The following is a 21,691-nucleotide window of genomic DNA, read 5'->3' as shown; positions in this document are numbered from 1 at the left end:
GGAGAACCGGGTGCGCCGGGTTCCGGTGGTGAGCGGCCTGCGCTTTGCCGACCGCGTGGAGATCCGGTCCTTCTTCTCTTCGGCAGCCGCCGGCCCGTTCACGGCCTTGACCTTCTCACCCACATCGAGCCCGAGGAATCCCTTCGTGACCACGAACTGGCCTGAATCCAGACCGGACCGGATCTCCACGCGGTCGGCAAAGCGCAGGCCGCTCACCACCGGAACCCGGCGCACCCGGTTCTCCTTGTCCGGGACCAGCACGTATTCGCCCTGCTCGTCGCGGCGAAGGGCCGAGAAGGGAACCACCAGCGGATTGCTGTCGGTGCTGTACAAGGTGACGCGACAGAACTGCCCCGCCTTCGCCCCTTTGGGCACGGGATTCAACACCACTTCGATCTGGCCGCGACGCGTTGCCGGATCGATGGTGGGATAGATGCGCAGGATCTTGCCCGCGTTCCGCTCGTCCCCCAGGGCGTCGATGCGCACGTCGGCGCGATCGCCGACATGCAAGTGGGGTATAAGGAGTTCCGATACGGGTACGTCGCTTACGAGCTTCGACGGGTCCACCACGGTCATCAGGTGGGTGTGCTTGGGTGCGATGTCGCCGGCCTCGACCTCGCGCGCCGCCACCTTGCCGTCGAAAGGGGCCCTGATTGTCATATAGCCCAGGCGCGTGCGCAGCACATCCTCGTCCGCGCGCGCCATCTCAAACTTGGTTCGCGCCAGCGCGACGGCATTTTCCGAAACCAGCTGTTTCGACTCCAGGGGCTCGAGGCGCTTGTAGTCGTATTCCGCCTGCTTGCGCGCGGCCTTTGCCTTGTCCAGTTCGGCCTTCAACAGGCGGCCGTCGAGACGAACCAACACCTGTCCCTTCTTTACCGAATCGCCTTCATGCGCGAGGACCGCGGTGATGCGCCCCTCTTCCTGGTTGAACAGCTTCACCTCGCGCAGCGCGCGCAGGCTGCCGGCACGATCGGTGGTGTACTCCAGCGGCGCACGCTTCGCCGGCGCGATTTCGACCAGATGCGCCTTGCCCGGCTTGCCGCTCTTGCCACTGTCGGAACAGGACGCCGCCAACAGCGCCAACACCGCCACGCCAGCCAGTGCAATGACCGGGGGTCGGGCAACGTGCCGGGCAAACTGTTTAGCCATCGGGAATTCTCCGGGAGTCAGGACTGGGGGCGGCGTAGTTGAATCGGAGCGCAGGGTCTGTTCAGGAAGTCACCGTGGCGATCAGTGGCTCCAGCTCCTCCAGGGCCTGACGATAGACGTCTCGCTTGAAGTATACAATCTGGTCCAGCGTGCTCCAGTAATCCACCCAGCGCCAGGCATCGAACTCGGGCCGTTCGGAACGGTCCAGACTGACCTCGTCTTCCGAACCAAGCAGCTGCAACAGGAACCAGATCTGTTTTTGTCCACGAAAGACGGAGCGCGGGCCGCTGGAACGCATGCGATCGGGGATGTCGTAGTGCAGCCAGTCGCGGGTCCGGCCGATGACGCGCACGTGGTCCGGCTGCAGGCCGATTTCCTCGTCCAGCTCCCGAAACATGGCCTGCTCCGGGGTTTCGCTGGAACGCATACCGCCCTGGGGAAACTGCCAGCCGTCACGCGCACTGCGGCGCGCCCACAGCACCTTCCCCTGATGATTGCACAGGATGATCCCCACGTTCGGACGATAGCCATCTTTATCCAGCATGAGATAATGTACACAAATAACCGGCTTTTTAATGATTTTTCCACGATCCCGTCGAACTGGCAACGGGCGCTATCGGGCCGGCAACGGGAGTGCGCTTTCTTCGCCGCGGCAAGCCCTCTATTCTTGGCGCCCGCACAACGAGGAGTCTTTTCGGTGAGCCTGGCCATATTCGATCTCGACAACACCCTGCTCGACGGCGACAGCGATTACGAGTGGGGTCATTTCCTTGTCGATCGCAAGATCGTCGACGGCGCCACCTATCGTGCCGAGAACGAGCGCTACTACTCCGAGTACAAGGCGGGCACCCTGGACATCTATGATTTCCTGAAGTTCTCGCTGCACCCCCTGGCCACCCATCCGCGGGTACAGCTCGAGCAATGGCGCGAGGAGTTCATGCAAACGCGAGCGCTGGCAATGATCACCGATGTGATCACCGATGCCGCGCGCGAGCTGGTCCAGAAGCACCGCGAGGCCGGCGATACCCTGCTGATCATCACCGCGACCAATCGCTTCGTCACCGAGCCGATTGCAAGGGAACTGGGCGTGGAGTCACTGCTGGCCACGGATCCCGAAATGCGCGACGGCGAATTCACCGGCGGTGTCAGTGGCATCCCCTGCTTTCGCGAGGGCAAGGTGGAACGCCTGCAGGCCTGGCTGGAACAATCCGGCGAAACCCTGCAGGGCAGCACCTTCTACAGTGACTCGCACAACGACCTGCCCCTGTTGAACCTGGTCGACAGACCCGTGGCCGTGAATCCCGACGAGGAACTGGCACGGGTCGCGGCCGATCACGACTGGCCGGTGCTGTTTCTGCATTGATCGATTCGCGACAAAACCTGCTGACCCTGGGTCTGGGTTTGCTGGCTATCGTCAGTTTCTGGTTCGCCATTGCCAGTGGCAGCGTGCCCCTGCACTGGAGCCAGGTCTGGCACGCCCTCGGCCACGGCGGCGTCGATACCGACAGCCGCATCGTCGTGGAACTGCGCCTGCCGCGCGCAACCCTGGCCTTTTGCGTTGGCGCCATGCTTTCGCTTTCCGGCGCATTGCTACAGGTGCTGCTGCGCAATCCGCTGGCGGATCCCTATGTGCTCGGCGTTTCCGGTGGCGCCGCGGTGGCCGCCCTGCTGTCGATGGTCGCCGGTGCCGGTGCCGCGCTGGTTGCAGGCAATGCCTTTCTCGGTGCCCTTCTGTCCATGGTGCTCGTATTCACCCTCAGCGGTCGCGGAGGCACACTCGCCCCGCTTCGCCTTCTGCTAACGGGCGTTGTCCTTGCCGCCGGCTGGGGCGCCCTGATCAGCCTGATCCTGTCCATAGGCCCGGCCACGGACATCCGCGGCATGCTGTTCTGGTTGATGGGTGACCTTGGTCAGTCGCGCTTTCCGCTGGTGGCGCTTGGCACCATGCTCATCGGGCTTGCGGCATCCATGATGCTCGCGCGACCACTCAACCTGCTTGTGCGCGGGGAACGCGTCACCGCTACCCTCGGGGAAGATCCCCTGCGTCTGCTGGATCTTTGTCCTCGCCTCGATGCTGACTGCGGTTGCCGTCACGCTCGCGGGCAGCATCGGCTTTGTCGGACTCATCGTTCCCCACTTGCTGCGGCTTGCGGGAACCACGGATCATCGGCGGCTGATTCCAAACAGCGTGCTTCTCGGCGGCAGCTTGCTGCTGCTGGCCGATACCCTTGCGCGCACCATCATGGCGCCCGCCCAGTTGCCGGTGGGCGTGGTGACGGCGATGTTGGGTGTCCCCCTGTTTCTGCTGTTGCTGACACGGACCACGATGCGATGAAGGGACTGCAGATTCGCAAGCTGACCCTGCGCGCCGGCGATCGCACCCTGGTTCGGGATCTGGACCTGGATCTGGATGCCGGCCAGACCTGGGCGATCCTGGGGCCCAACGGCAGCGGCAAAACCACCCTGCTCCACACCCTGGCCGGCCTGCGCCCGCCGGCGGCCGGCGCAATCCGGGTGGACGGGCAGCCCCTGGCGGACCTGTCGGCGCGGGCGCGGGCGCGCCAGATTGGTGTCCTGTTTCAGGATGACGAAGCGGCGTTTCCCTCGAGCGTGCTGGATATCGCCCTGAGCGGTCGCTATCCCCACGGTTCGCCGGGCTGGTTCTCGGGCGAGTCGGCGCAGGACCTGGAATGGGCCCATAACGCCCTGAAAACAGTGGATCTGGCGGGGTTTGAATCCCGGCAGGTCTCCAGCCTGTCCGGCGGAGAGCGTCGACGCCTCGAAATCGCCGCGCTCCTGGCCCAAAACCCGGAGATCCGCCTGCTGGATGAGCCCACCAACCATTTGGACCTGCGCCATCAGTCGGCCATACTTGATATATTGGTATCCGGGGCAGGGAAAGCCGGACTGAGCGTGCTCGTATTGCACGACCCAGGCCTCGCTGCGCGCTATTGCACTCACGCAATCCTGCTTCCTAGCGATGGAACTCACATCCACGGGGCGGCAAGCGACGTACTCCGGATCGACGCACTGGAACAAACCTACGGCTGCCGCATCACGGAAATTCGCCAAGGAGGATATCGATTCTATGTTCCGGAATAGAGTCTCAACTGAAATGGCAGTTTCCGATTCTGGCGAGCGCATCACTCACCCGGTTTTGCCGCGCGGGCAAAGGGTGTATGGTCGGCCGCGCTGCGCGAAGAGACTCCCCGTGAACGAACACACCGCTTTCCCGACCGGACCTGCCGGATATGAGTTCCCGAGCGGATAAAATGTCCACGACCCACCGAATGGGCCCGACGCTGAAGTCCACCAATATTGCCCGGTGGCGGCTGCCGAACACGCTGCGGGTTCGGCTGACCATGGCCTTCTTTGTCGTGCTGCTCGCAGCCGGCCTGTTGATTACCCTGGCGCTGGCCGCCCAGACTGCGAGGTCACAGATCGAAGTCCACCAGCGCCTCGGCCAGTACCTCATCAATCTCATGCGTCCCGCCGTGCAGCGCATGCTCGCGGAAAAGGATACCGAGGCGCTGAACGACTACATGGGCAAGATCGCGGGCGATCCCGCCATTGCCTCCATCAGCGTCAGCGACAATACCGGATTCAAACTGTTCAACTTCAGTGGTCACCCGGATCCACCCGATGCCCTCACCCATCTGCTTATTGGGGCCTCCGAGACACCGCAGTCTTTCTCCACCGATATCACAACATCGGGGCACGTCGTTGGCAGCCTGTCACTATCCCTGTCATACCGGCCCCTCAACAATCGGGTGCATGATGTGGTACTGAACGGGCTCGGGCTTTCGGCAGCCGTGCTTGCCATTACCTTCCTGCTGACCTATTCGCTGCTCAAGCGTTTCACCCGTCCGCTGGGACCGCTGACGCGCATCGCGCGGGAATACGCGCGCGGTAATTTCCTGCCGCAGGTAGAGCTTATCCAGTCGGGATCCAGCGAAATCCAGGAACTGAATCAGGCCTTCGCTGACGGCTCGTCGGCGATGCAACACTACATCCAGAGCCTGGAAAAGACGCGGGAACTGCTGGAACACAGCGAGCAGCGGCTCCGGACGCTGATCAACAACATGCACGAAGTGTTGTTCGAGCTCGATCGCGAAGGGCATATCACCTTCATCAACCCGGCCTGGCAAACCATTACCGGCTTCACCATCGATGACTCCCTGGGCCGGCACATGTCTTCGTTCGTGGATGCCGAGGCGTCCAGTGAAGCCTTGTCGAGCGAAAACCTCCCGACCCTGGAGGCGCGTAACCTCGAGATCCTGCTCAAGAACGCCGAGGGCGATTCCGTCTGGGTTATGCTGGACGCCGACGCCCAAACCGATTCGAACGGGGAATTCACCGGGGTAATCGGAACCTTCGGCGACATCAACGAAAGCGTCGAACTCAATCGCATGCTGAGCAAATACCAGGAAGAGCTCTATCACCTTTCGGTCACCGATCCCCTGACCGGCCTGTACAACCGCCGCCACTTCGACGCGCAGTTCGACATCATGCTCTCCGATCACCTCAAGCAGGGACGACCGTTGTGCCTGCTCCTGATCGACATCGACGGTTTCAAGTTCATTAACGATACCTATGGTCATCCCTTCGGCGACGAGGTGTTGCGCTCCGTATCCAAGCTCCTGCGCAATCTCGTACGACGCAATGACTACATCGCCCGTCTTGCCGGCGATGAATTCGCCATGGTGCTCAAGAACACCAACATCCGTGACGCAACACGCATTGCGCACAAGCTCCACGACAACATCAACCATGCGCAGATCCAGTTGCCCGTGGGCCATATCCAGATCCAGACCAGCATCGGCGTGGCCGAGGCACCCACCCACGGCGAGAACGGGCATGAGCTGATCAGTTCGGCTGACGTTGCGCTGTACCAGGGCAAACGCGCCGGTCGCAACCGCGTCCAGATCCTGTCGCCGGATACCAGCAAGGCGACCATGTCCATTTTCGGGCAGGGCTTCCAGCTGCGTAATGCACTGGAAAGCGGAAACATCGTTCCCGCGTTTCAGCCGATCAAAAGCCTCGTGGACGGCGAGCAAATGGCCTACGAGGTTCTCGCCCGCATGAATCTGGACGGTGATGTGATTCCGGCCAAGGATTTCATCACCGTCGCCGAGGAGCTGGGCCTGACCCGTGAGATCGATCTGTACGTGATCGAGAACGCCTTGCTAAATTCCTCAAGGTCCCAGCGTCTGTTCGTGAACGTAGACCTGTCCTCGTTCAACGACCCGAGCTTCATACGCCGGCTTCGCGATCTGCTGAGCCCGGCATGCGCGAGCGGTCGCGAGATCACGATCGAGATTACGGAACGTGAAAGCCTTCCCATCACCAAGGAGCTGCAGAAGGACCTGCGCGAACTGCGGGAGGTCGGCTGCAAGCTGGCACTGGATGATTTCGGCAGTGGGTATTCCACCTACCGCTTCCTCGACCAGTTCCAACCGGACTTTCTGAAGATCGAGGGCGCCTTCGTGCAGGAGATGCTGCACAGCGAATCGGCCTTCCAGATCGTCACCCACATTCATGAACTGGCCGTGGGATTTGGCATGCAGACCATCGCCGAAAGCATCGAAAACGCGGAAACCCTCGCCGCCCTGAAGAAGATCGGGATCCACTACGGCCAGGGCCTGTATTTCGGTGCCCCCGATTTTCTCAGCTGATTCCTTCGAACCCCAAGCAAATCAGGATGTTCGCGCGTCGCTTGACAGCCCGCGACGCGCCACTCTACAGTGAGCGCGCTTCAGGTGTTCCGTGGACAAGCTTCACGGAATGAAACGGGAAGCCGGTGCGCATCGTGTCGCCACGCGACCAGCTGCAATCCCGGCGCTGCCCCCGCAACGGTAAACGAGTCCGGCGGTCAACAGATTGCCACTGTGCCCCACAGGCATGGGAAGGCGTTGATTCGCGATACTCGTGAGCCCGGAGACCGGCCTGCGGCATCACGCAGTGTCGCGGCGGGCGGCCGGCGACGGGTATGCCCGCCTCCTCCCTCCGATCGCGCACTGCTCCCATTGACAGGAATACTGGCCGCACGGGGAGTGCTGCCGAGGGAGCCTCATGATCCGACCCGTTTTGTTTCTGGTGCTGACCGCACCTTTTCTCTCCACTGCCTTTGCTGACAATCAGAGCGACACCCAACCGGTGGTCGTTACCGCCGCGCGGCACGCGCAGACCGCGAACGAAACCCTCGCCTCGGTTACGGTCATTACCCGGAAGGATATCGACAACAGCCAGGCGCAGGATCTCGTCGATCTGCTGCAATCCCGGGCCGGGGTCGACATCGTTCGCAACGGGGGACCGGGCCAGGTGACCAGCCTGTTTCTGCGGGGCACCAATTCCAATCACACCCTGGTCCTGATCGACGGTGTGCGGGCATCCGCGGCGACTACCGGCAGCTTTCCTTTCGAGCGGATCTCCCTCGCCGATATCGACCACATTGAAATCGTGCGTGGTCCGCGAGCGGTTCTGTACGGGTCCGAGGCCGTTGGCGGTGTCATCCAGATCTTCACCCGGCGCGCAAACCGGACAAGCCTGCGTGCCAAGGCCGGCAGTTTCGGAACGGTCGGCGCTTCGGCCGCACCCGGGTTCGGCGACCGGACCCGCGTGCACGTGGCCGCCGACTACCAACGGGCGACCGGATTCTCGGCCACCAACGCCAACTCGGGTGCGTTTTACTATCCCGACAAGGACGGCTACACCCGGCGGACGCTCACCGCAAACATGGACGCGCCCCTGTCCGCGCGCACAAGGGTGGCACTCAGCAACTGGTCGGCGCTGGACGATCTGGAATTCGATCAGGGCACCGAGCACAGCGACAACTTCGTGACCAACCTGCGCCTGAGCAATGCCACGACCGCGCGCTGGAGCCAGACCGTCAGTCTGGGCAACGTCATTGATCGCCTGCGAACGGACGATGGCTCCATTTCCCATATCGACACCGACCGAACCGGCATCGAGTGGCAGAACGATATCGATACGGGCCGCGGAAGCAGTATTACCGCGGGCCTGTCGTACTACCAGGAACGCGCGCGCAACGATGCTGCGCCCTTCGACGACACGATTTCCAACAAGGCGGCATTTGCGCTGTGGCGATACCGCATCGGCAAGGGCGACCTGGAGCTCGGCGGGCGCGCGGATTTGCACTCCGCTTTTGGTCAGCACAACAGCGGGCAGATCGCCTGGGGGCACGATCTGGGCCGGCATCAACGCTGGTATGTATCGTACGGAACGGCGTTCAAGGCACCGGACCAGAACCAGCTGTACCACCCCGGCTACGGCGGATTCTTCGCCGGCAACCCGGCGTTGCAACCGGAGACATCGACCACGGCCGAGGCCGGGATGAAGTTTCACTGGAATCGCGTGCGGCTGAATACGAGTCTCTACAACACGGACGTGGCAAACCTGATCGCCTATCAAGGCACGAATTCCCAGGCAGTCAACATCGGGCGCGCCTCCATCCAGGGTGCGGAGTTTACGTTGACCCATCCACTGGGAAACTGGTCATCGACCGAGGCACTCACCGTGCAACGGGCGCGCGACGCCGCGACGGGCGAGCAGCTGCTACGCCGCCCGCAAGCCAAACTGTCCGTGCGCGCGGAGGGTCGATTCCCGGGCAATACCCGATTCGGGGTTGAACTGCTGGCCGCCGGCAATCACGAGGACATCTCCAACATCACCTTTAACCGGATCACGGTGCCCGGCTATGTCGTACTGAATCTGGCGGCACGCAAGCCCCTGCCCGGCGGCTGGACCCTGGAAGGGCGCCTGGAAAACCTGACCGATGAGAAATACGAAGTCGTATCGGGCTACAACACCACACCGCGATCCATTTTTGTCGGACTTCGCTACGCACCGCCGGGCAAATCGACATGATCCATCGCCACGCCCTGCCCGCGTTTTTGACGATGTCCGTGCTGCTGCACGGGATCGTCGCCATCGCCTGGCGGGGCCCTGCCATGCCCGTACCCCGTATGGGCACCAGCCTGCGCGTATCCCTGCTCCCGGCGAATCCCGACCGTGTGCACCAGACGACACGGGCCGCGAACGGTGGCCGCGGACCGCAGGCCCGAAGCGGGACCTTCAGCCCCGTGCACGACACCCATGCGCTCGTGCGCGCATCCCGTGCGCGACGCGATACAACGGCAGGCAAACAGGCGGGCCAGAGGGCATCGAGAAAAATGGCCGCCCGCGTCCCGGCCCGGGCACAGGGATCGGCGGCCGGTGAACGCTTGCGCCACGCCCTGTCCCGGTACTTCTATTACCCGGAACTCGCCATCCGCTATGGTTGGCAGGGCACGGTGAAGATCGGTGTGCGCCTCAGCCGCGATGGAACCGTGTCCGACGTGCATCTGGTGCACTCCTCCGGCTATGCCGTACTGGACGATGCCGCCCTGCGCAGCACGCGTAGCATCCACTCCGTGGGCGGCTTCGACGGCGCATCGGCCCGGGACCACTTTGACGTTCAGCTACCGGTTGTGTATAGACTGGCGGAAAGCTAGGAGATCGCCATTGGGGCACCGCCTATCCAGAATCTACACCCGAACCGGTGACCGCGGCACCACCGGTCTGGGTGACGGTACGCGGGTCGACAAGGATGATGCGACGGTTCACGCCATGGGCGACATCGATGAGCTCAACAGCATCATCGGCATTCTTTTGACGGAAACCCTTCCGGAGCCCGCCGTTTCCATTCTGAGCGCAATCCAGCATGAACTCTTCGATCTCGGCGCGGAGCTGGCCGTGCCGGGCAGCCATGTGATCGAGGAATCACAAGTAACGCGGCTGGAACAGGAACTCGACGGTCTCAATGCCTCGCTTGCCCCCCTCAAGGAATTCATCCTGCCGGGCGGAAGCCGGGCCGCGGCGCTGTGCCATCTCGCGCGCGCCGTGTGCCGACGCGCCGAGCGCAGCCTGGTCGGCTTGGGCCGCGAACGCGAGCTTGGCGAAGCCCTGCTGATGTATATCAATCGCCTGTCTGACCTGTTGTTCGTACTCGCGCGAACACTCAATCTTGCGGACGGGCGGGACGATGTACAGTGGCGCCCGGCAAAGACGCGATAGGCAATCTTTCTCCTACGGCGCGCCCGTCTGCCGGGCATGATCCAGATCCCGGCAGATCTGCCGGGCGCCTTGCAGCAAACGTGGGCCGGGACGATGCACCAGGTCCGCGGGGATACCATAGAGCTGCCGATTCGCCACCGCCGGAATACCGGTCCACCGCTTCCAGAAATCCTGCCAGCCTGATTTTTTCGATCGACCGGCAAGGATCACGTCGGGGCGGGCCGCCAGGACCGCCTCCACCCCCACGGTGAAATTCAATTCGCGGTTCGCGGCAAAGACATTTTCACCACCGCATAGATGAAGGACGTCGTTGAGGTAGTGGGTCCCGCCGATGGTCATCAAGGGTTGTTGCCAGATTTCGTAGAAGACACGCAGGCGGCGACGGGCACCGTACTTCTGCCGCAGGGCCGAAACGGACTGGCGCATCCGCCGGGCAATCTTGCGCGCCTCGCCGGTATGTCCGCTCAGGATGCCAAGCCTTTCCAGAGTATCCGGAATGTCCGCCAGACGCCGCGGCTCGCTGACGAAGACTGGCAGGCCCAGGTCCCGCAGTTTCTGCAGCGCCAGCGCCGGGGTACCGCTGCGCCAGGCGATGACGAGATCGGGCTTCGCGGCGAGAATTCGTTCCACATCCAGGCCGGCCGCCCCGCTCACCCGTGGCAGCGACCGGGCCTGCGGGGGCCAGTCGCTGTACTGTGAAACCCCCACCACCCTGGCGCCGGCGCCGATGGCGAACAACATCTCGGTCGCGTGGGGGGCAAGGCTGATGATGCGATGCGCAGGGCGCGGCAAGGTCACGAGGGCCTGGTTGTCGTCCCGCGCCTGAACCTTCGCCGCCGCGGGGAAAGGACACACAAGCACTAGCGCCAGTGCGGCGGCGGCGACCTTGCCCGACCGGTTCATCTTCGCGCCTGCCACCTGGGATCCGGTTCCGGACTCAGGCGGTGGCCGTTCGAAAACGCTGCCAGTCGAAATGAGGACCGGGGTCGGTCTTGCGCCCGGGGGCGATGTCGCTGTGCCCGTACACACGGTCCCCGTTGATGTCCGGAAACTCCCGGTAGAGCAACTGTGCCAGTTGCGACAGCATTTCGTACTGCACATCCTCGAAGGGCAGTTCGTCGCTGCCTTCGAGTTCGATGCCTATGGAAAAACTGTTTACGTCGGTGCGCCCCTCGCACTCGGATTCGCCCGCATGCCAGGCGCGCTTGGTCAGCGGAACAAACTGCACCACGGAACCATCGCGGCGGATGAACAGATGGGCTGACACGCGCAGGCCATCGATTTCCTGGTAGAAGGTATGGGTCGCACAGTCGAGCCGATTGCAGAAAAATCGTTCCACGTCCCCGATGCCGAACTGCCCCGGGGGCAAACTGATGGCGTGCACCACGAGCACCTCGGGAACCATACCCTGCGGGCGTTCGTCGAAGTTCGGCGAAGGCACAAACGGAACACCTTCGATCAAACCGGTGTCGGAGTCATAACGCATAGCGAGTCGTTTGTTTCCATTCCGGCAGGTGGTTCCGGAACGTGGAGGAAATGGTGCCGGAGAGAGGAGTCGAACCCCCGACCCACGCATTACGAATGCGTTGCTCTACCAACTGAGCTACTCCGGCGCTGCGCATGTTTCCTGCGGCTTGGGCCGATCCATCAGGACAGCCTTTATAATCGGATCACCGGTCGAACACAAGGATTGCTCCGTGGTGCATTCCGGGACGCGCGAGTATACGGGGTGCGGATCGGGACTCAAGCGGTTCCGGACGGGTCGCGACGGCTTACGCGGATGATCACATCCACGCCCTGCAACTGCGCGCCTTCGGGCATGGGTGGGAGATTTGCCAGATTCACCTGGTCTTCGTCGATATCCGTCAGTTCGCCGCTGTCGACATCATAGAAGTGGTGATGAGGCCGGGTATTCGGATCGTAGAACACACGGGTCGGATCGGCGATGACCTCGCGCACCAGGCCGCGCCGCGCAAACAGTCCCAGGGTGTTATACACCGTCGCCTTGGAAACATGCTGGCCACCACCAGGGGTCTGCTCGTCGTTCACCATACCGTACACATCGTCGGCTGAGACATGGCGACCTAGGCGAAACAGCAGGCGCGCGATCGCCAGGCGCTGCCGGGTCCACCCAATGTCATGGGCCTGAAACCTGGCGGCAAGTTCCTGATCCGAGATGTCTTTCTGCGGTAGCATTTAGAATGATTATAAAACCTGACCGGCCGGAAAGCCAATTTTGGCGAATTTCTAGGCCTGGGCCCGGGTGGCCGGATCGTAGGGACCTGGATCCAGAACCGGTTCCCTTCCCAACATCAGGTCCGAGATCAACCGGGCCGACGCCGGTCCGGTGACGAAACCATTGCGGTAGTGGCCGGCGCACAGGTACAGGCCCTCAATGTCCGGGTGCTGGCCCATATAAGGTATACCTTCCGGGCTGGCCGGGCGCAGGCCGGCCCACTGCATTTCCACCGGCACCTGCTCGAGGGCGGGCACGAGGGAGGTCGCGAAGGATCGCAGTTCCTGGGCAACGGAACCCGTGATTCGCTTCTGGTAGCCAGTATCCTCCAGGGTGCTTCCGACCAGGATGCGGCCATCCCGGCGGGGGATCAGATAGCGGTTTTCTTTCAACAAGATCCGCGTGAGTTGCTGAGGGTGGGCTTGCAGTAGCAGCATTTGCCCCATCATCGGCCTGACATCGACTCTCAAGCCCGTGGAGGCGAGCAGATCGCCGGTCCAGGCGCCGGCCGTTACCACACAGCGATCACTCACTATCGTCTCACCCCCGGCCCTCAGGGCCTGCAACCGTCCTCCTGAGAAATCAAAACCGTCAATTTGACAATTTTCGCGCAGTTCAACCTTTTTAAGGACAAGATCGCGCTTGATAGAGGCAAGAAGACGTGGATTTCGAACCTGGGCGATGTCCGGCATCCAGATGCCGCGCTCGGTACCGGGCTGGATACCCGGCTGGATCTCCAGAATCTCGTTTTTATCAACAGATCGGAGCGCGTAAGCGTATTTTGACGCCCAATTCTCGGCGGTTTCCTGTTCCCGATCCTCAAGGATCAACAGGCCCGAGCGTACCCATTCCGGGTCCACCCCGGTGGACTCGAGCAGGGATTTCACCAGATCTGCGTAGTGCCCCTGGCTCCATCGAGCGAGATCGTTGACGGCATCCGCATAGTTCCAGGGATGGAGGGGAGAAAGTATGCCGCCCCCGGCCCAGGAAGATTCCCGGCCCAGGGTCCCCTGCTCAAAAATCGTTACCTGACAGCCGGCGGAGGCCAATTCCCGGGCCGACAACATACCAAGATAGCCGCCCCCAATTACCGCAATTTCTGTTTTTGACATCTTACTTTGTTGTCCGATTGCCAGGTTGCGCGTCGAGTATAGCCGAGGGTCCAGACCTGGATTGAGTCACAGTACCCCCCAGCTTGCGAAAACCCCCATCCCGCTTAGACTTAAATCGATGGGGAAAGCCGAAGCGGCATTTCCCCGCATTATTTGCCGCGGTTCTACAAGCGGCCCAGGGAGCGAAATGTGAAATCCCGTTCACAAAGCGAAAAATTGAACGAAATTGACAGTCCTTTTGTCGGCCATAAAATACCGTTCGTCGGTACCCACGGGCCGGGTATCGTACCGTCTGTCGGTCAGAATATACCGTTTGTTACTTTTTGCAGGAAACAGTGCGGTTTCACCCTGGTCGAACTGGCGATCGCGGTACTGATCCTGGGAATCCTGGGCGGCTGGGCTGTCCCGGCCATCAAGAACCTGTTCATGAACAACTCCATGGTCAGCGCGACCAACTCCCTGGTGGCGGACATCACCTACGCCCGCAGCGAGGCCATCAAGCGCAACTCCGCCGTCACGATCTGCCCGTCCACGGATCAGGCGAACTGCAGCGGCACCAGCGACTGGTCCACGGGCTGGATCATCTTCTGGGACAGCAACAAGAACCAGGTCGTCGATGGGGGCGACAAGGTGGTCCGTTTGGGGGACAAGGTGGGGACCTCCATCGCCGGATCGACCAAGAGCAGCTCCGGCATCGCCATTACTGCCTACGAACGGGACACGACGACCCAATCCACCATCGGTCTTACATTTCTCCCGGAAGGTCTGCTCAACCCCGACACCCTGTCGACATTCGCGAATTATCTTCATCTGTGCGACACGCGCGCGAAGAGCTACGGGCGAACCCTGGAAATCTCTCCGACCGGACACCCCGAATTCCAGAAAGGATGTTAGCCATGGGATCTTACCGACAGATACCGTTTCCTGCAGGACTGCCGCGGCGCCAGGGTGGAACGAACCTGATCGAGGTCATGGTGGCGCTGGTGATCCTGTCCATCGGCCTGCTCGGCCTCGCCCTGATGCAACTGCAGGGCCTGCGGCACAATACCGACGCCTACTTGCGTACCCAGGCCACCTTCCTTGCCTCGGAGATTATCGAGCGCATGCGCGCCAATGCCGCCTCGGCGGCGGACTACACGGCCACCCCGCCGACCTCCAAACCCAGCCCGGACTGCATTACCGCCCAATGCACCACCGGGGCGCAGGTCGCGGCGTCGGACTTGTGGTACTGGAGCCAGGCCCTCGGCGATGGCACCACCGGCCTTCCCCAGGTTCAGGCGAGCATCAGCAGCGCCGGCGGAACCCAGTACGTGATCACCCTGAAATGGCGTGAACAGATCACCCAGAAGGACCAAAGCTCCAGCAGCAAGAAGGAGCGCAACCAGCATGTTGGTCAGACGGTCACCCAGACCTGGTCGGTGGATCTATGAGACACATTGCCCAAAAACTGCCGGGCCGCGCCTCGGGCTTCAGCATCGTGGAGCTGCTGGTGGCCATGGTGATTTCACTCATCGTCCTCGCCGCCGTTTCCAGTGTGCTGGTTTCCACCAAGACGACCAACACCGCCCAGGTGGCACAGGCACGCATGCAGGACAATGCCCGCATCTCGGTGCAGATCATGTCGCGTGGTATTCGCCAGGCAGGCTATGCCGGCTGCAGTACCCCTACGGTTGGGTCCATCACCAACAAGCTCAACGGCTCCGGTACCGCCGGAAACGCCGACATCACCTCGCCCCTGGTGGGCGCGGAAGCGGGAGCTTCCGCGCTTTCACCGAATGGCGAACCCCTGCCGCCAAATGCCCTGAGTACGTCGGATGTCCTTGGGCTGAGCTATGCCGATGGCGGCAATCCTTTGGGCGTCGAAACGCCATACATGAACAACACCACGTCCGAATTGCATGTCGACCCGGCATCCACCCTGGTCCACCAATTCGACATCGTCATGGTCACGGACTGCAAGAAGGGCGTTATTTTCGAGGTCACGAATGATCCCATTGGTAATGGCTCGCTGGTGCACAATGGCGGGAGCGTCGCACAGGGTCCGGGCAACAAGGACGGAAGTCTTGGGACAGTGTTTGATGGCAACGCCAGTATCGTGAAATTCATATCGTACTACTACTTCGTTGCCAACAATGCCAGCGGTCAGCCGTCTCTTTATCGGATGGATGCCAAGAACTACGGCACCTATGCGGACGGCGGTCCCCAATGCACACCAAGTGTCACTTCAGGTTGCTGGCGCGAAGACGAACTGGTGGAAGGGATCGAGCAATTACAGGTTCTCTACGGCATCGACACCAACAGCGACGGCGAGGTGGACCAATACGTGAAGGCCGATAACGCCGCCTTGAGCTCCACCGATGCGTGGAAGCACATTTACACCGTCCGCCTAGGGATCCTGGCCCGCACCCTGGCGGACAACACCATCCGCGGCGACAAATCCTCGGCCTCGGCCTCCGCGGTCGATCTGGACAGCAACAAATACGATGTGGACGGCGACGGCAGCACGGACTTCGATGCCGGCGCCTTGCCGACTACCGATTCGGCGCGCCGATATCAGCGCCATGTTTTCCGCACAACCATCATGGTCCGGAATCACTCCGTGACCCAGAGCAACACGCCCTAGGGGACCAGGGATATGAGATCGATACACGCGAATCGAACCCAGCAAGGCGTCGCCCTGGTCATGGTGCTCATGGTCCTGGTGGTCCTGACCATCCTCGGCGTCAGCGCCATGAAGACCTCGGTGCTGGAAGTGCGCATGTCGGGCAACGTGCAGGATTCCACCTCCGCGTTCCAGGCGGCGGAGTCGGGCCTGATCAGTGCCGCCAGCCTGACCTACGACTATTTCAACGCCACCACCGCGTCCTTCAACCCATCGACCACTGCCAAGGTCACGGTCACGGCGCAACGCAACGGCGAACCCTTTCAGGCCGGACGCGGCTCCGGCTTCAGTGCCCGCATCAACGACTCGGTTGCCTTCATCGTGTTTGACAAGACGGCCGTGGCAACCACCACCTCCGGGGCCTCGGCCACGGTGGTCGCAGGATTCAAACAACTTTACGCGGGTGGCGTGAGCCCCTGAAGGGAACCCAAGGAGTTATGGCCATGAACAAGACAAGAATTGCGCTAAGCACACTGCTCACACTCCTGCTGTTCGGATCGGGACTGGTCCAGGTCCGTGCCGACGATACGGACATCTATCTGGCTCCACCTACCGTGGCCCGCGACGATGCGCCGAATATCCTGATCATCCTCGACAACTCGGGGAGTATGGAATCGAACACCGTAACCATCAATCAGCCCTACGATGCGACCAACACCTATGCGGGCGATTCGACCAAGACCAACGGCTACATATTCGACACCAGCAAGATCTACTGGACCGATGACGGATCGATCCCGAGCGATGCAGACAGCACGTCCAACCTGCAATGGTTCAGCGCGAGCAACAACAACTGTTCGCACGCGGCAAACAATCTGGGAACCAGTGCCGGCGCAACCGGTATCTATTCGAGTGACTACATTGCCGAGTACCACCCCGCCCCCACCAAGAACTGGGGCAACGTGGCCGCCGGCCTTGATGATCTCGTCGAATGCGCGGCCGACAGCCAGACCTATGGCGGCTCGGATACCCTATACGCGGATTCAACCAAGAATAACAATTACACCAGCAGTTCCAGCCTGGAAATCAGCTGGACTGCATACGGTGGCATCACGCTCTACAGCGGCAACTATCTCAACTACTACTGGGGACCCAAGACGACCATTACCCAGACCCGTATGGAGACGGCCAAGGATGCAGTCACCCAGATCGTCAATTCCAATATCAACGTCCGTCTCGGGCTCATGGTCTACAACAACAACAACAGCAATCCAAATGGCGGACGTGTCGTTGCCCGCATCAGCAAACTGACCGACCCCTGGCGGACCTCGCTCAAGAATACCCTGGCGGAGGTGCGTGGTTATGTGAACCCCGGCGCCAGCTACGGCAGTGGCAGTCGTCCAAACTACACTCCGCTGGCCGAGACCCTGTGGGAAGCCAAGCAGTATTTCAGTGGAGGCAGCGTTACCTACGGCGGCAGCAACTGGGACACCGGCAATTCCGGGAGTGATGTCAAATATCCACGACCCTATCCGGACGTGTGCGCCGAGGACGCCAGTAACAGCGCCTATTGCGCGGATTATAACTACGGCAGCATCGATCGCACGAATGTGGATTCCTGGTACACCAGCACTGGCGGGACCTATATTTCGCCGTTCAAATACCAGTGCCAGCAGGCATACGTCATCGTCATTACCGACGGTGACCCGACCAACGATGGCGCCGCAAACTCCAACATTGACAACCTGCCGGGAATCATCGCCTACCCGACTCCGAACTCGACAGGCAGCTCAACCGCGACCACGGCGGGCACCTCGGATCGCCTCGACGATCTTGCCGGCTGGATGTACAACAACGACATCATCCCGAATGCCACTCTGGACGGGACGCAGCGGGTACTGACCTATACCGTGGGCTTCGGAACCGGGCTTTCGACCAGCGGCCGGGATCTGCTGAAACGAACCGCCGAAGCAGGACATGGCCAGTACTTCAATGCCTCCGACGCGAACAAGCTGGCATCGTCGCTGCAGTCCGCCATCATCGATATCCAGACGACCTCGTCCTCGTTCGCGGCGCCCAGTCTGTCGGTGAACGCGTTCAACAAGCTGTACAACAGTGACGATATTTATTTCGCCCTGTTCAAGCCCTCCGGCACCGTGGCCTGGGACGGAAACATCAAGAAGCTGCACCTGTGCAATACGAGTGATGTTGCCAACTATGGCTGTACCTACGGCGAGATCATCGATTCCCAGACCCCGCCGCAGCCGGCCATCGATACCGCGAACCTGCGAATCAAAAAGACTTCCCAGAGTTACTGGAGCAGCTCGGCGGACGGCGGCACCGTAACTGCCGGCGGCGCGGGTGAGGCGATCGAGAACCAGTCCGGTGCACGCAACATCTATACCTTCATGGGCGACTACACCACCGGTCTGCCCAGTTCCGGAACCAAGATCGACAATTCCACGTCCGGCGCGATGTACACGGCGGCCACGGCGGACTACAGCCTGCTGGATAGCACCGGCACCATCGCCGCCCTGCCGACCACCACGGAACAGAATACGGCGGTCGAAAGCACCCTGGACTGGATGACCGGGTACGACTTCGGTTCCACCACGAACAAGCGCTGGCCCATGGGCGATCCGCTGCACAGCCGGCCGGTGGCCCTCACCCTGGGCAAGGACTCGACGACCGGAAAGCCGATCATCAAGCTGCTTGTCGCCACCAATGACGGTCAGATCCATATGATCGACGACAGCACCGGCGAGGAACAATGGGCCTTTATCCCGCAGGAACTGCTGGGCAAGCAATACTCTTTGGCCCTGGACGGCGACGGCACCCATCCCTACGGCGCCGACAGCACGCCGGTACTGTGGGTCCAGGACACGGACGGCAATGGCATCATCGATCCGAGCAAGGGTGAAGATATCTGGATGTTCATCGGCATGCGCCGTGGCGGTCGCAACATCTATGCCTTCGATATGCTGCCGAGCTCGAGCTACAGCACGCCGATCACGAGCACCAGCACGATCATCAAGCCCGAACTGAAATGGGTGATTCAGGGCGGGACCACGACCGGCTTCACACAGCTGGGTCAGACCTGGTCCGTGCCGCAGCTGGTCAACATCCGCATGAAGTGCAACGGCGGCAGCTGCACGGCCGGCGACTCGGTGGCCAAGACCGTGCTGATCTTCGGTGGCGGTTACAACAAGGGCCAGGACTCGGGCAATTTTGCCACCTCCTCGTCCAGTCCCTTCGGCACCGACAATGCGGCCAGCCCGGCCGGCATGGGCAACGGGATCTACATCGTCGATCCCACGGACGGATCGCTGATCTGGCGCGCCGGCAGCGATGCCTCGGCGGATCTGCAGCTCAGCGACATGATCTATTCGATCCCGTCCGAGGTGGCCCTGACCGATACCAACGGGGACTTCGCCGCTGACCGCATGTATGTGGGTGACATGGGCGGCCAAGTCTGGCGCATCGATCTCGACAATCAGCTCGATGTCGGCTCCAACGGCGCGTCCACCGGCTATGTCTTCGCCGATTTGGTGTGCCAGCGCAACGCCAGCAATGTGCGTGACTGCAGCAACACCACCTTCAACACGCCCGAAGACTGGCGCAAGCTGTTCTATCCGCCGGACATCAGTCAGGTCTCGGACAGCACCTACTCCAACACGCCGAACTACGACGTGGTGGCCTTCGCCACGGGCAACCGCGCCGATCCGGTGGACTGGCAGACCATCAATTCCAACAAGGAAGCCGTGCATAACTACATCTATGCCTTGCGCGACTACAACATCGGTACGGGCGGTGCACCGTCGGGCACGGTAGCGATCACCGGGCCCGATCTGGAAGATGTGACGGCGAACATACTGGATACCGGTACCGCGGCCCAGGTCACGACCAAGACCAACGCACTGAAAACGTCCAAGGGCTGGTTTATCGAGCTCAAGGAAGCGACCGCGATCAAGGTGGTACCGGTGGCACCATCCACCACGGTCTGGGTCGGCGAGAAGGGTCTGGCAAAGGCGGTGATCTTTGACAACGTGATCTACGTCACCACCTACACCCCGGCCAACGAGGTAACCTCGACCGTCACCTGCGCGGCCAACGAGGGTCTGGGCAAGCTCTATACCCTGAACCTGGTGAACGCTACGGGCGTAAACGGGGTGCGGGTACAGAACGTTGGTGGCGGTATTCCCTCGGAACTGGTCACCATCATCCGGCCCGGGGGGATCACCGGCCTGGTCGGTACGAGCGGCGGCGCCGCCGGCGTGGACCTGCCCGGCTGGAGCGACAAGAAACCGGTTTACTGGTACCAGAAGTAGTAGCCAGCGACAATCCGGGACCGGGGCGCCCCTCCGCACGACGCGGTGGGGCGCCCTTTTGTGACTGCGTCGCCCGGACTGCTACACTTGCAGCGTCTATACTAAACGAAGAGTCCGGACCCAATCCCGGAGTCGGTTCAACCCAAACGGAGCGTGAATGTGATGAAAGCGTGGCGAAACTCGCAGCCTGCCGGCGGTTCCCAACGGGGCTTTACCCTCATCGAGCTGATGGTAGTCGTAGTGATCCTGGGCATCCTCGCCGCGATCGCCTACCCGGCCTATCGCGACTACACTGCCAAGTCACGCAGGTCCGAGGCCAAGCGCGCGCTGCTGGACGTCGCCGCCCTGCAGGAAAAGTTCTACACCCGCAATCTTCGTTACGCGGCAAGCCTGCAGGCCCTGGGCTACGCTGCCCCCTTCAACACGGACGAGAACAACTACAGTCTGAGCCTGAACACCAGCGCAAGCATGACCGACTACACGGTGACCGCGACCCCGACGGCAGCCGGTCTGCAGAAAGACGACAAGTGCAAGGCCTACAGCCTGACCAACACCGGGAAGAAGACCACCAATAGCGGACGCGCCGACTGCTGGTAGGAATTCCCGCCGCCGGCTAGCCGGTGCGGGTCTCCGGCTTCGGCCGCAACTCCCTGGGCAGGGCGAACACCATCCGTTCGCTGCGGCCGCTGAGTTCACTCGGGCCGGTCGCGCCCCAGGACCGCAAACGTTCCACCACCTGATGCACCAATACTTCCGGCGCCGATGCGCCGGCGGTGATTCCGACAATGGCACAGTCCCGTAGCCAGTCGCGCTCGATGTCATCGGGGCCGTCGATCATGTAGGCGGGAATCCCCTGCCCTTCGGCCACTTCGCGCAGGAGATTTGAATTGTATCTGTTGGGCGAGCCCACCACCAGCACTACCGCCGAGCGGCGCGCCAGATCCTTGACCGCATCCTGGCGGTTCTGGGTGGCGTAGCAGATGTCGTCCTTGCGCGGCGCAGTGATATCCGGGAAGCGCTGCATCAGGGCCGCCACCACCCGCGCGGTGTCGTCCACCGACAGCGTGGTCTGGGTCACATAGGCCAGCCGCGACGGATCACGCACCGCCAGGGACGCAACATCCTCGGCCGTTTCCACCAGATACACCCCATCTCCTGCCTGGCCGATGGTACCCTCCACTTCCGG

At 61.8% G+C, this 21,691-nt stretch carries 19 protein-coding genes, 1 tRNA gene, 1 pseudogene and 1 riboswitch; of the genes and pseudogenes, 13 read left to right on the top strand and 8 right to left on the bottom strand.

Features of this window, described 5'->3' with window-relative positions; all coding sequences use genetic code 11:
* Positions 1-1,152, bottom strand: a 1,152-nt coding sequence (locus P8X48_07130) for an efflux RND transporter periplasmic adaptor subunit (GenBank protein ID MEJ2107085.1), incomplete at its 3' end; no start/stop codon positions are given.
* Between the two features lie 61 nt (positions 1,153-1,213).
* On the bottom strand, positions 1,214-1,696 hold the full coding sequence (locus P8X48_07125; protein ID MEJ2107084.1) for an RNA pyrophosphohydrolase: 483 nt from the start codon (positions 1,694-1,696) through the stop codon (positions 1,214-1,216).
* Positions 1,697-1,849: 153 nt separating this feature from the next.
* Between P8X48_07125 and P8X48_07120 the strand changes: the two genes are divergently transcribed.
* From P8X48_07120 to P8X48_07095, 6 genes are all read left to right on the top strand, one after another.
* On the top strand, positions 1,850-2,515 hold the full coding sequence (locus tag P8X48_07120; protein ID MEJ2107083.1) for an HAD-IB family hydrolase: 666 nt from the start codon (positions 1,850-1,852) through the stop codon (positions 2,513-2,515).
* Positions 2,512-4,254 carry an iron chelate uptake ABC transporter family permease subunit gene (locus tag P8X48_07115; protein ID MEJ2107082.1) on the top strand — a complete coding sequence of 581 codons (1,743 nt, stop codon included), beginning with the start codon at positions 2,512-2,514 and terminating at the stop codon, positions 4,252-4,254. The genes P8X48_07120 and P8X48_07115 overlap by 4 nt, the downstream gene beginning before the upstream one ends.
* Before the next feature lie 170 nt (positions 4,255-4,424).
* Positions 4,425-6,827, top strand: a complete 2,403-nt coding sequence (locus tag P8X48_07110) for an EAL domain-containing protein (protein ID MEJ2107081.1) — start codon at positions 4,425-4,427, stop codon at positions 6,825-6,827.
* Positions 6,828-6,892: 65 nt separating this feature from the next.
* Positions 6,893-7,117, top strand: a riboswitch (cobalamin riboswitch).
* A 107-nt stretch (positions 7,118-7,224) separates the two neighbouring features.
* Positions 7,225-9,039, top strand: a complete 1,815-nt coding sequence (locus tag P8X48_07105) for a TonB-dependent receptor (GenBank protein MEJ2107080.1) — start codon at positions 7,225-7,227, stop codon at positions 9,037-9,039.
* Positions 9,036-9,665, top strand: a complete 630-nt coding sequence (locus P8X48_07100) for a TonB family protein (GenBank protein ID MEJ2107079.1) — start codon at positions 9,036-9,038, stop codon at positions 9,663-9,665. Before P8X48_07105 ends, P8X48_07100 begins: the two co-directional genes overlap by 4 nt.
* Positions 9,666-9,675: 10 nt before the next feature.
* A complete protein-coding gene (locus P8X48_07095; protein MEJ2107078.1) occupies positions 9,676-10,227 on the top strand; it encodes a cob(I)yrinic acid a,c-diamide adenosyltransferase in 552 nt (183 codons plus the stop codon).
* Positions 10,228-10,239: 12 nt separating this feature from the next.
* Here P8X48_07095 and P8X48_07090 read toward each other — a convergent pair whose 3' ends face one another.
* From P8X48_07090 to thiO, 5 genes are all read right to left on the bottom strand, one after another.
* Positions 10,240-11,130 carry a cobalamin-binding protein gene (locus P8X48_07090; protein ID MEJ2107077.1) on the bottom strand — a complete coding sequence of 297 codons (891 nt, stop codon included), beginning with the start codon at positions 11,128-11,130 and terminating at the stop codon, positions 10,240-10,242.
* Between the two features lie 34 nt (positions 11,131-11,164).
* Positions 11,165-11,713 carry a 1,6-anhydro-N-acetylmuramyl-L-alanine amidase AmpD gene (gene ampD, locus P8X48_07085; GenBank protein ID MEJ2107076.1) on the bottom strand — a complete coding sequence of 183 codons (549 nt, stop codon included), beginning with the start codon at positions 11,711-11,713 and terminating at the stop codon, positions 11,165-11,167.
* A gap of 51 nt (positions 11,714-11,764) precedes the next feature.
* Positions 11,765-11,840, bottom strand: a tRNA-Thr gene (locus P8X48_07080).
* A gap of 130 nt (positions 11,841-11,970) precedes the next feature.
* The gene (locus tag P8X48_07075) at positions 11,971-12,423 is read right to left on the bottom strand and encodes a transcriptional repressor (protein MEJ2107075.1); all 453 of its coding nucleotides are present in this window, start codon (positions 12,421-12,423) and stop codon (positions 11,971-11,973) included.
* Between the two features lie 51 nt (positions 12,424-12,474).
* Entirely contained in the window at positions 12,475-13,575 is a 1,101-nt protein-coding gene (gene thiO, locus P8X48_07070) for a glycine oxidase ThiO (protein MEJ2107074.1), read from the bottom strand.
* Between the two features lie 216 nt (positions 13,576-13,791).
* On the opposite strand from thiO, the gene P8X48_07065 reads away from it, so the two are divergent.
* The 7 genes and pseudogenes from P8X48_07065 (at position 13,792) to P8X48_07035 (ending at position 21,102) form a co-directional block, all read left to right on the top strand.
* Positions 13,792-14,469, top strand: a complete 678-nt coding sequence (locus P8X48_07065) for a GspH/FimT family pseudopilin (GenBank protein ID MEJ2107073.1) — start codon at positions 13,792-13,794, stop codon at positions 14,467-14,469.
* 2 nt (positions 14,470-14,471) lie between these two features.
* Complete coding sequence (gene pilV / locus P8X48_07060) at positions 14,472-15,005, top strand: type IV pilus modification protein PilV (protein MEJ2107072.1); 534 nt, start codon at positions 14,472-14,474, stop codon at positions 15,003-15,005.
* Complete coding sequence (locus P8X48_07055; GenBank protein MEJ2107071.1) at positions 15,002-16,198, top strand: PilW family protein; 1,197 nt, start codon at positions 15,002-15,004, stop codon at positions 16,196-16,198. Before pilV ends, P8X48_07055 begins: the two co-directional genes overlap by 4 nt.
* Positions 16,199-16,210: 12 nt before the next feature.
* Positions 16,211-16,657: a pilus assembly PilX N-terminal domain-containing protein gene (locus P8X48_07050; GenBank protein ID MEJ2107070.1), complete on the top strand. Its 447-nt coding sequence runs from the start codon at positions 16,211-16,213 to the stop codon at positions 16,655-16,657.
* Between the two features lie 23 nt (positions 16,658-16,680).
* A complete protein-coding gene (locus P8X48_07045) occupies positions 16,681-20,505 on the top strand; it encodes a PilC/PilY family type IV pilus protein (protein MEJ2107069.1) in 3,825 nt (1,274 codons plus the stop codon).
* Between the two features lie 162 nt (positions 20,506-20,667).
* Positions 20,668-20,772: pseudogene (locus tag P8X48_07040) on the top strand (prepilin-type N-terminal cleavage/methylation domain-containing protein).
* Positions 20,746-21,102, top strand: coding sequence for a type IV pilin protein (locus tag P8X48_07035; GenBank protein ID MEJ2107068.1), 357 nt, complete (start codon positions 20,746-20,748; stop codon positions 21,100-21,102). The pseudogene P8X48_07040 and the gene P8X48_07035 overlap by 27 nt, the downstream one beginning before the upstream one ends.
* 16 nt (positions 21,103-21,118) lie before the next feature.
* On the opposite strand, the gene ispH is transcribed toward P8X48_07035, so the two are convergent.
* On the bottom strand, positions 21,119-21,691 hold a 573-nt coding region (gene ispH, locus P8X48_07030), incomplete at its 5' end, for a 4-hydroxy-3-methylbut-2-enyl diphosphate reductase (protein ID MEJ2107067.1).

Source organism: Acidiferrobacteraceae bacterium, from assembly GCA_037388825.1.
Lineage (GTDB): Bacteria > Pseudomonadota > Gammaproteobacteria > Acidiferrobacterales > JAJDNE01 > JARRJV01.
Note: the sequence above shows the minus strand (reverse complement) of the source record. Positions and strands in the feature narration are given on the sequence as shown.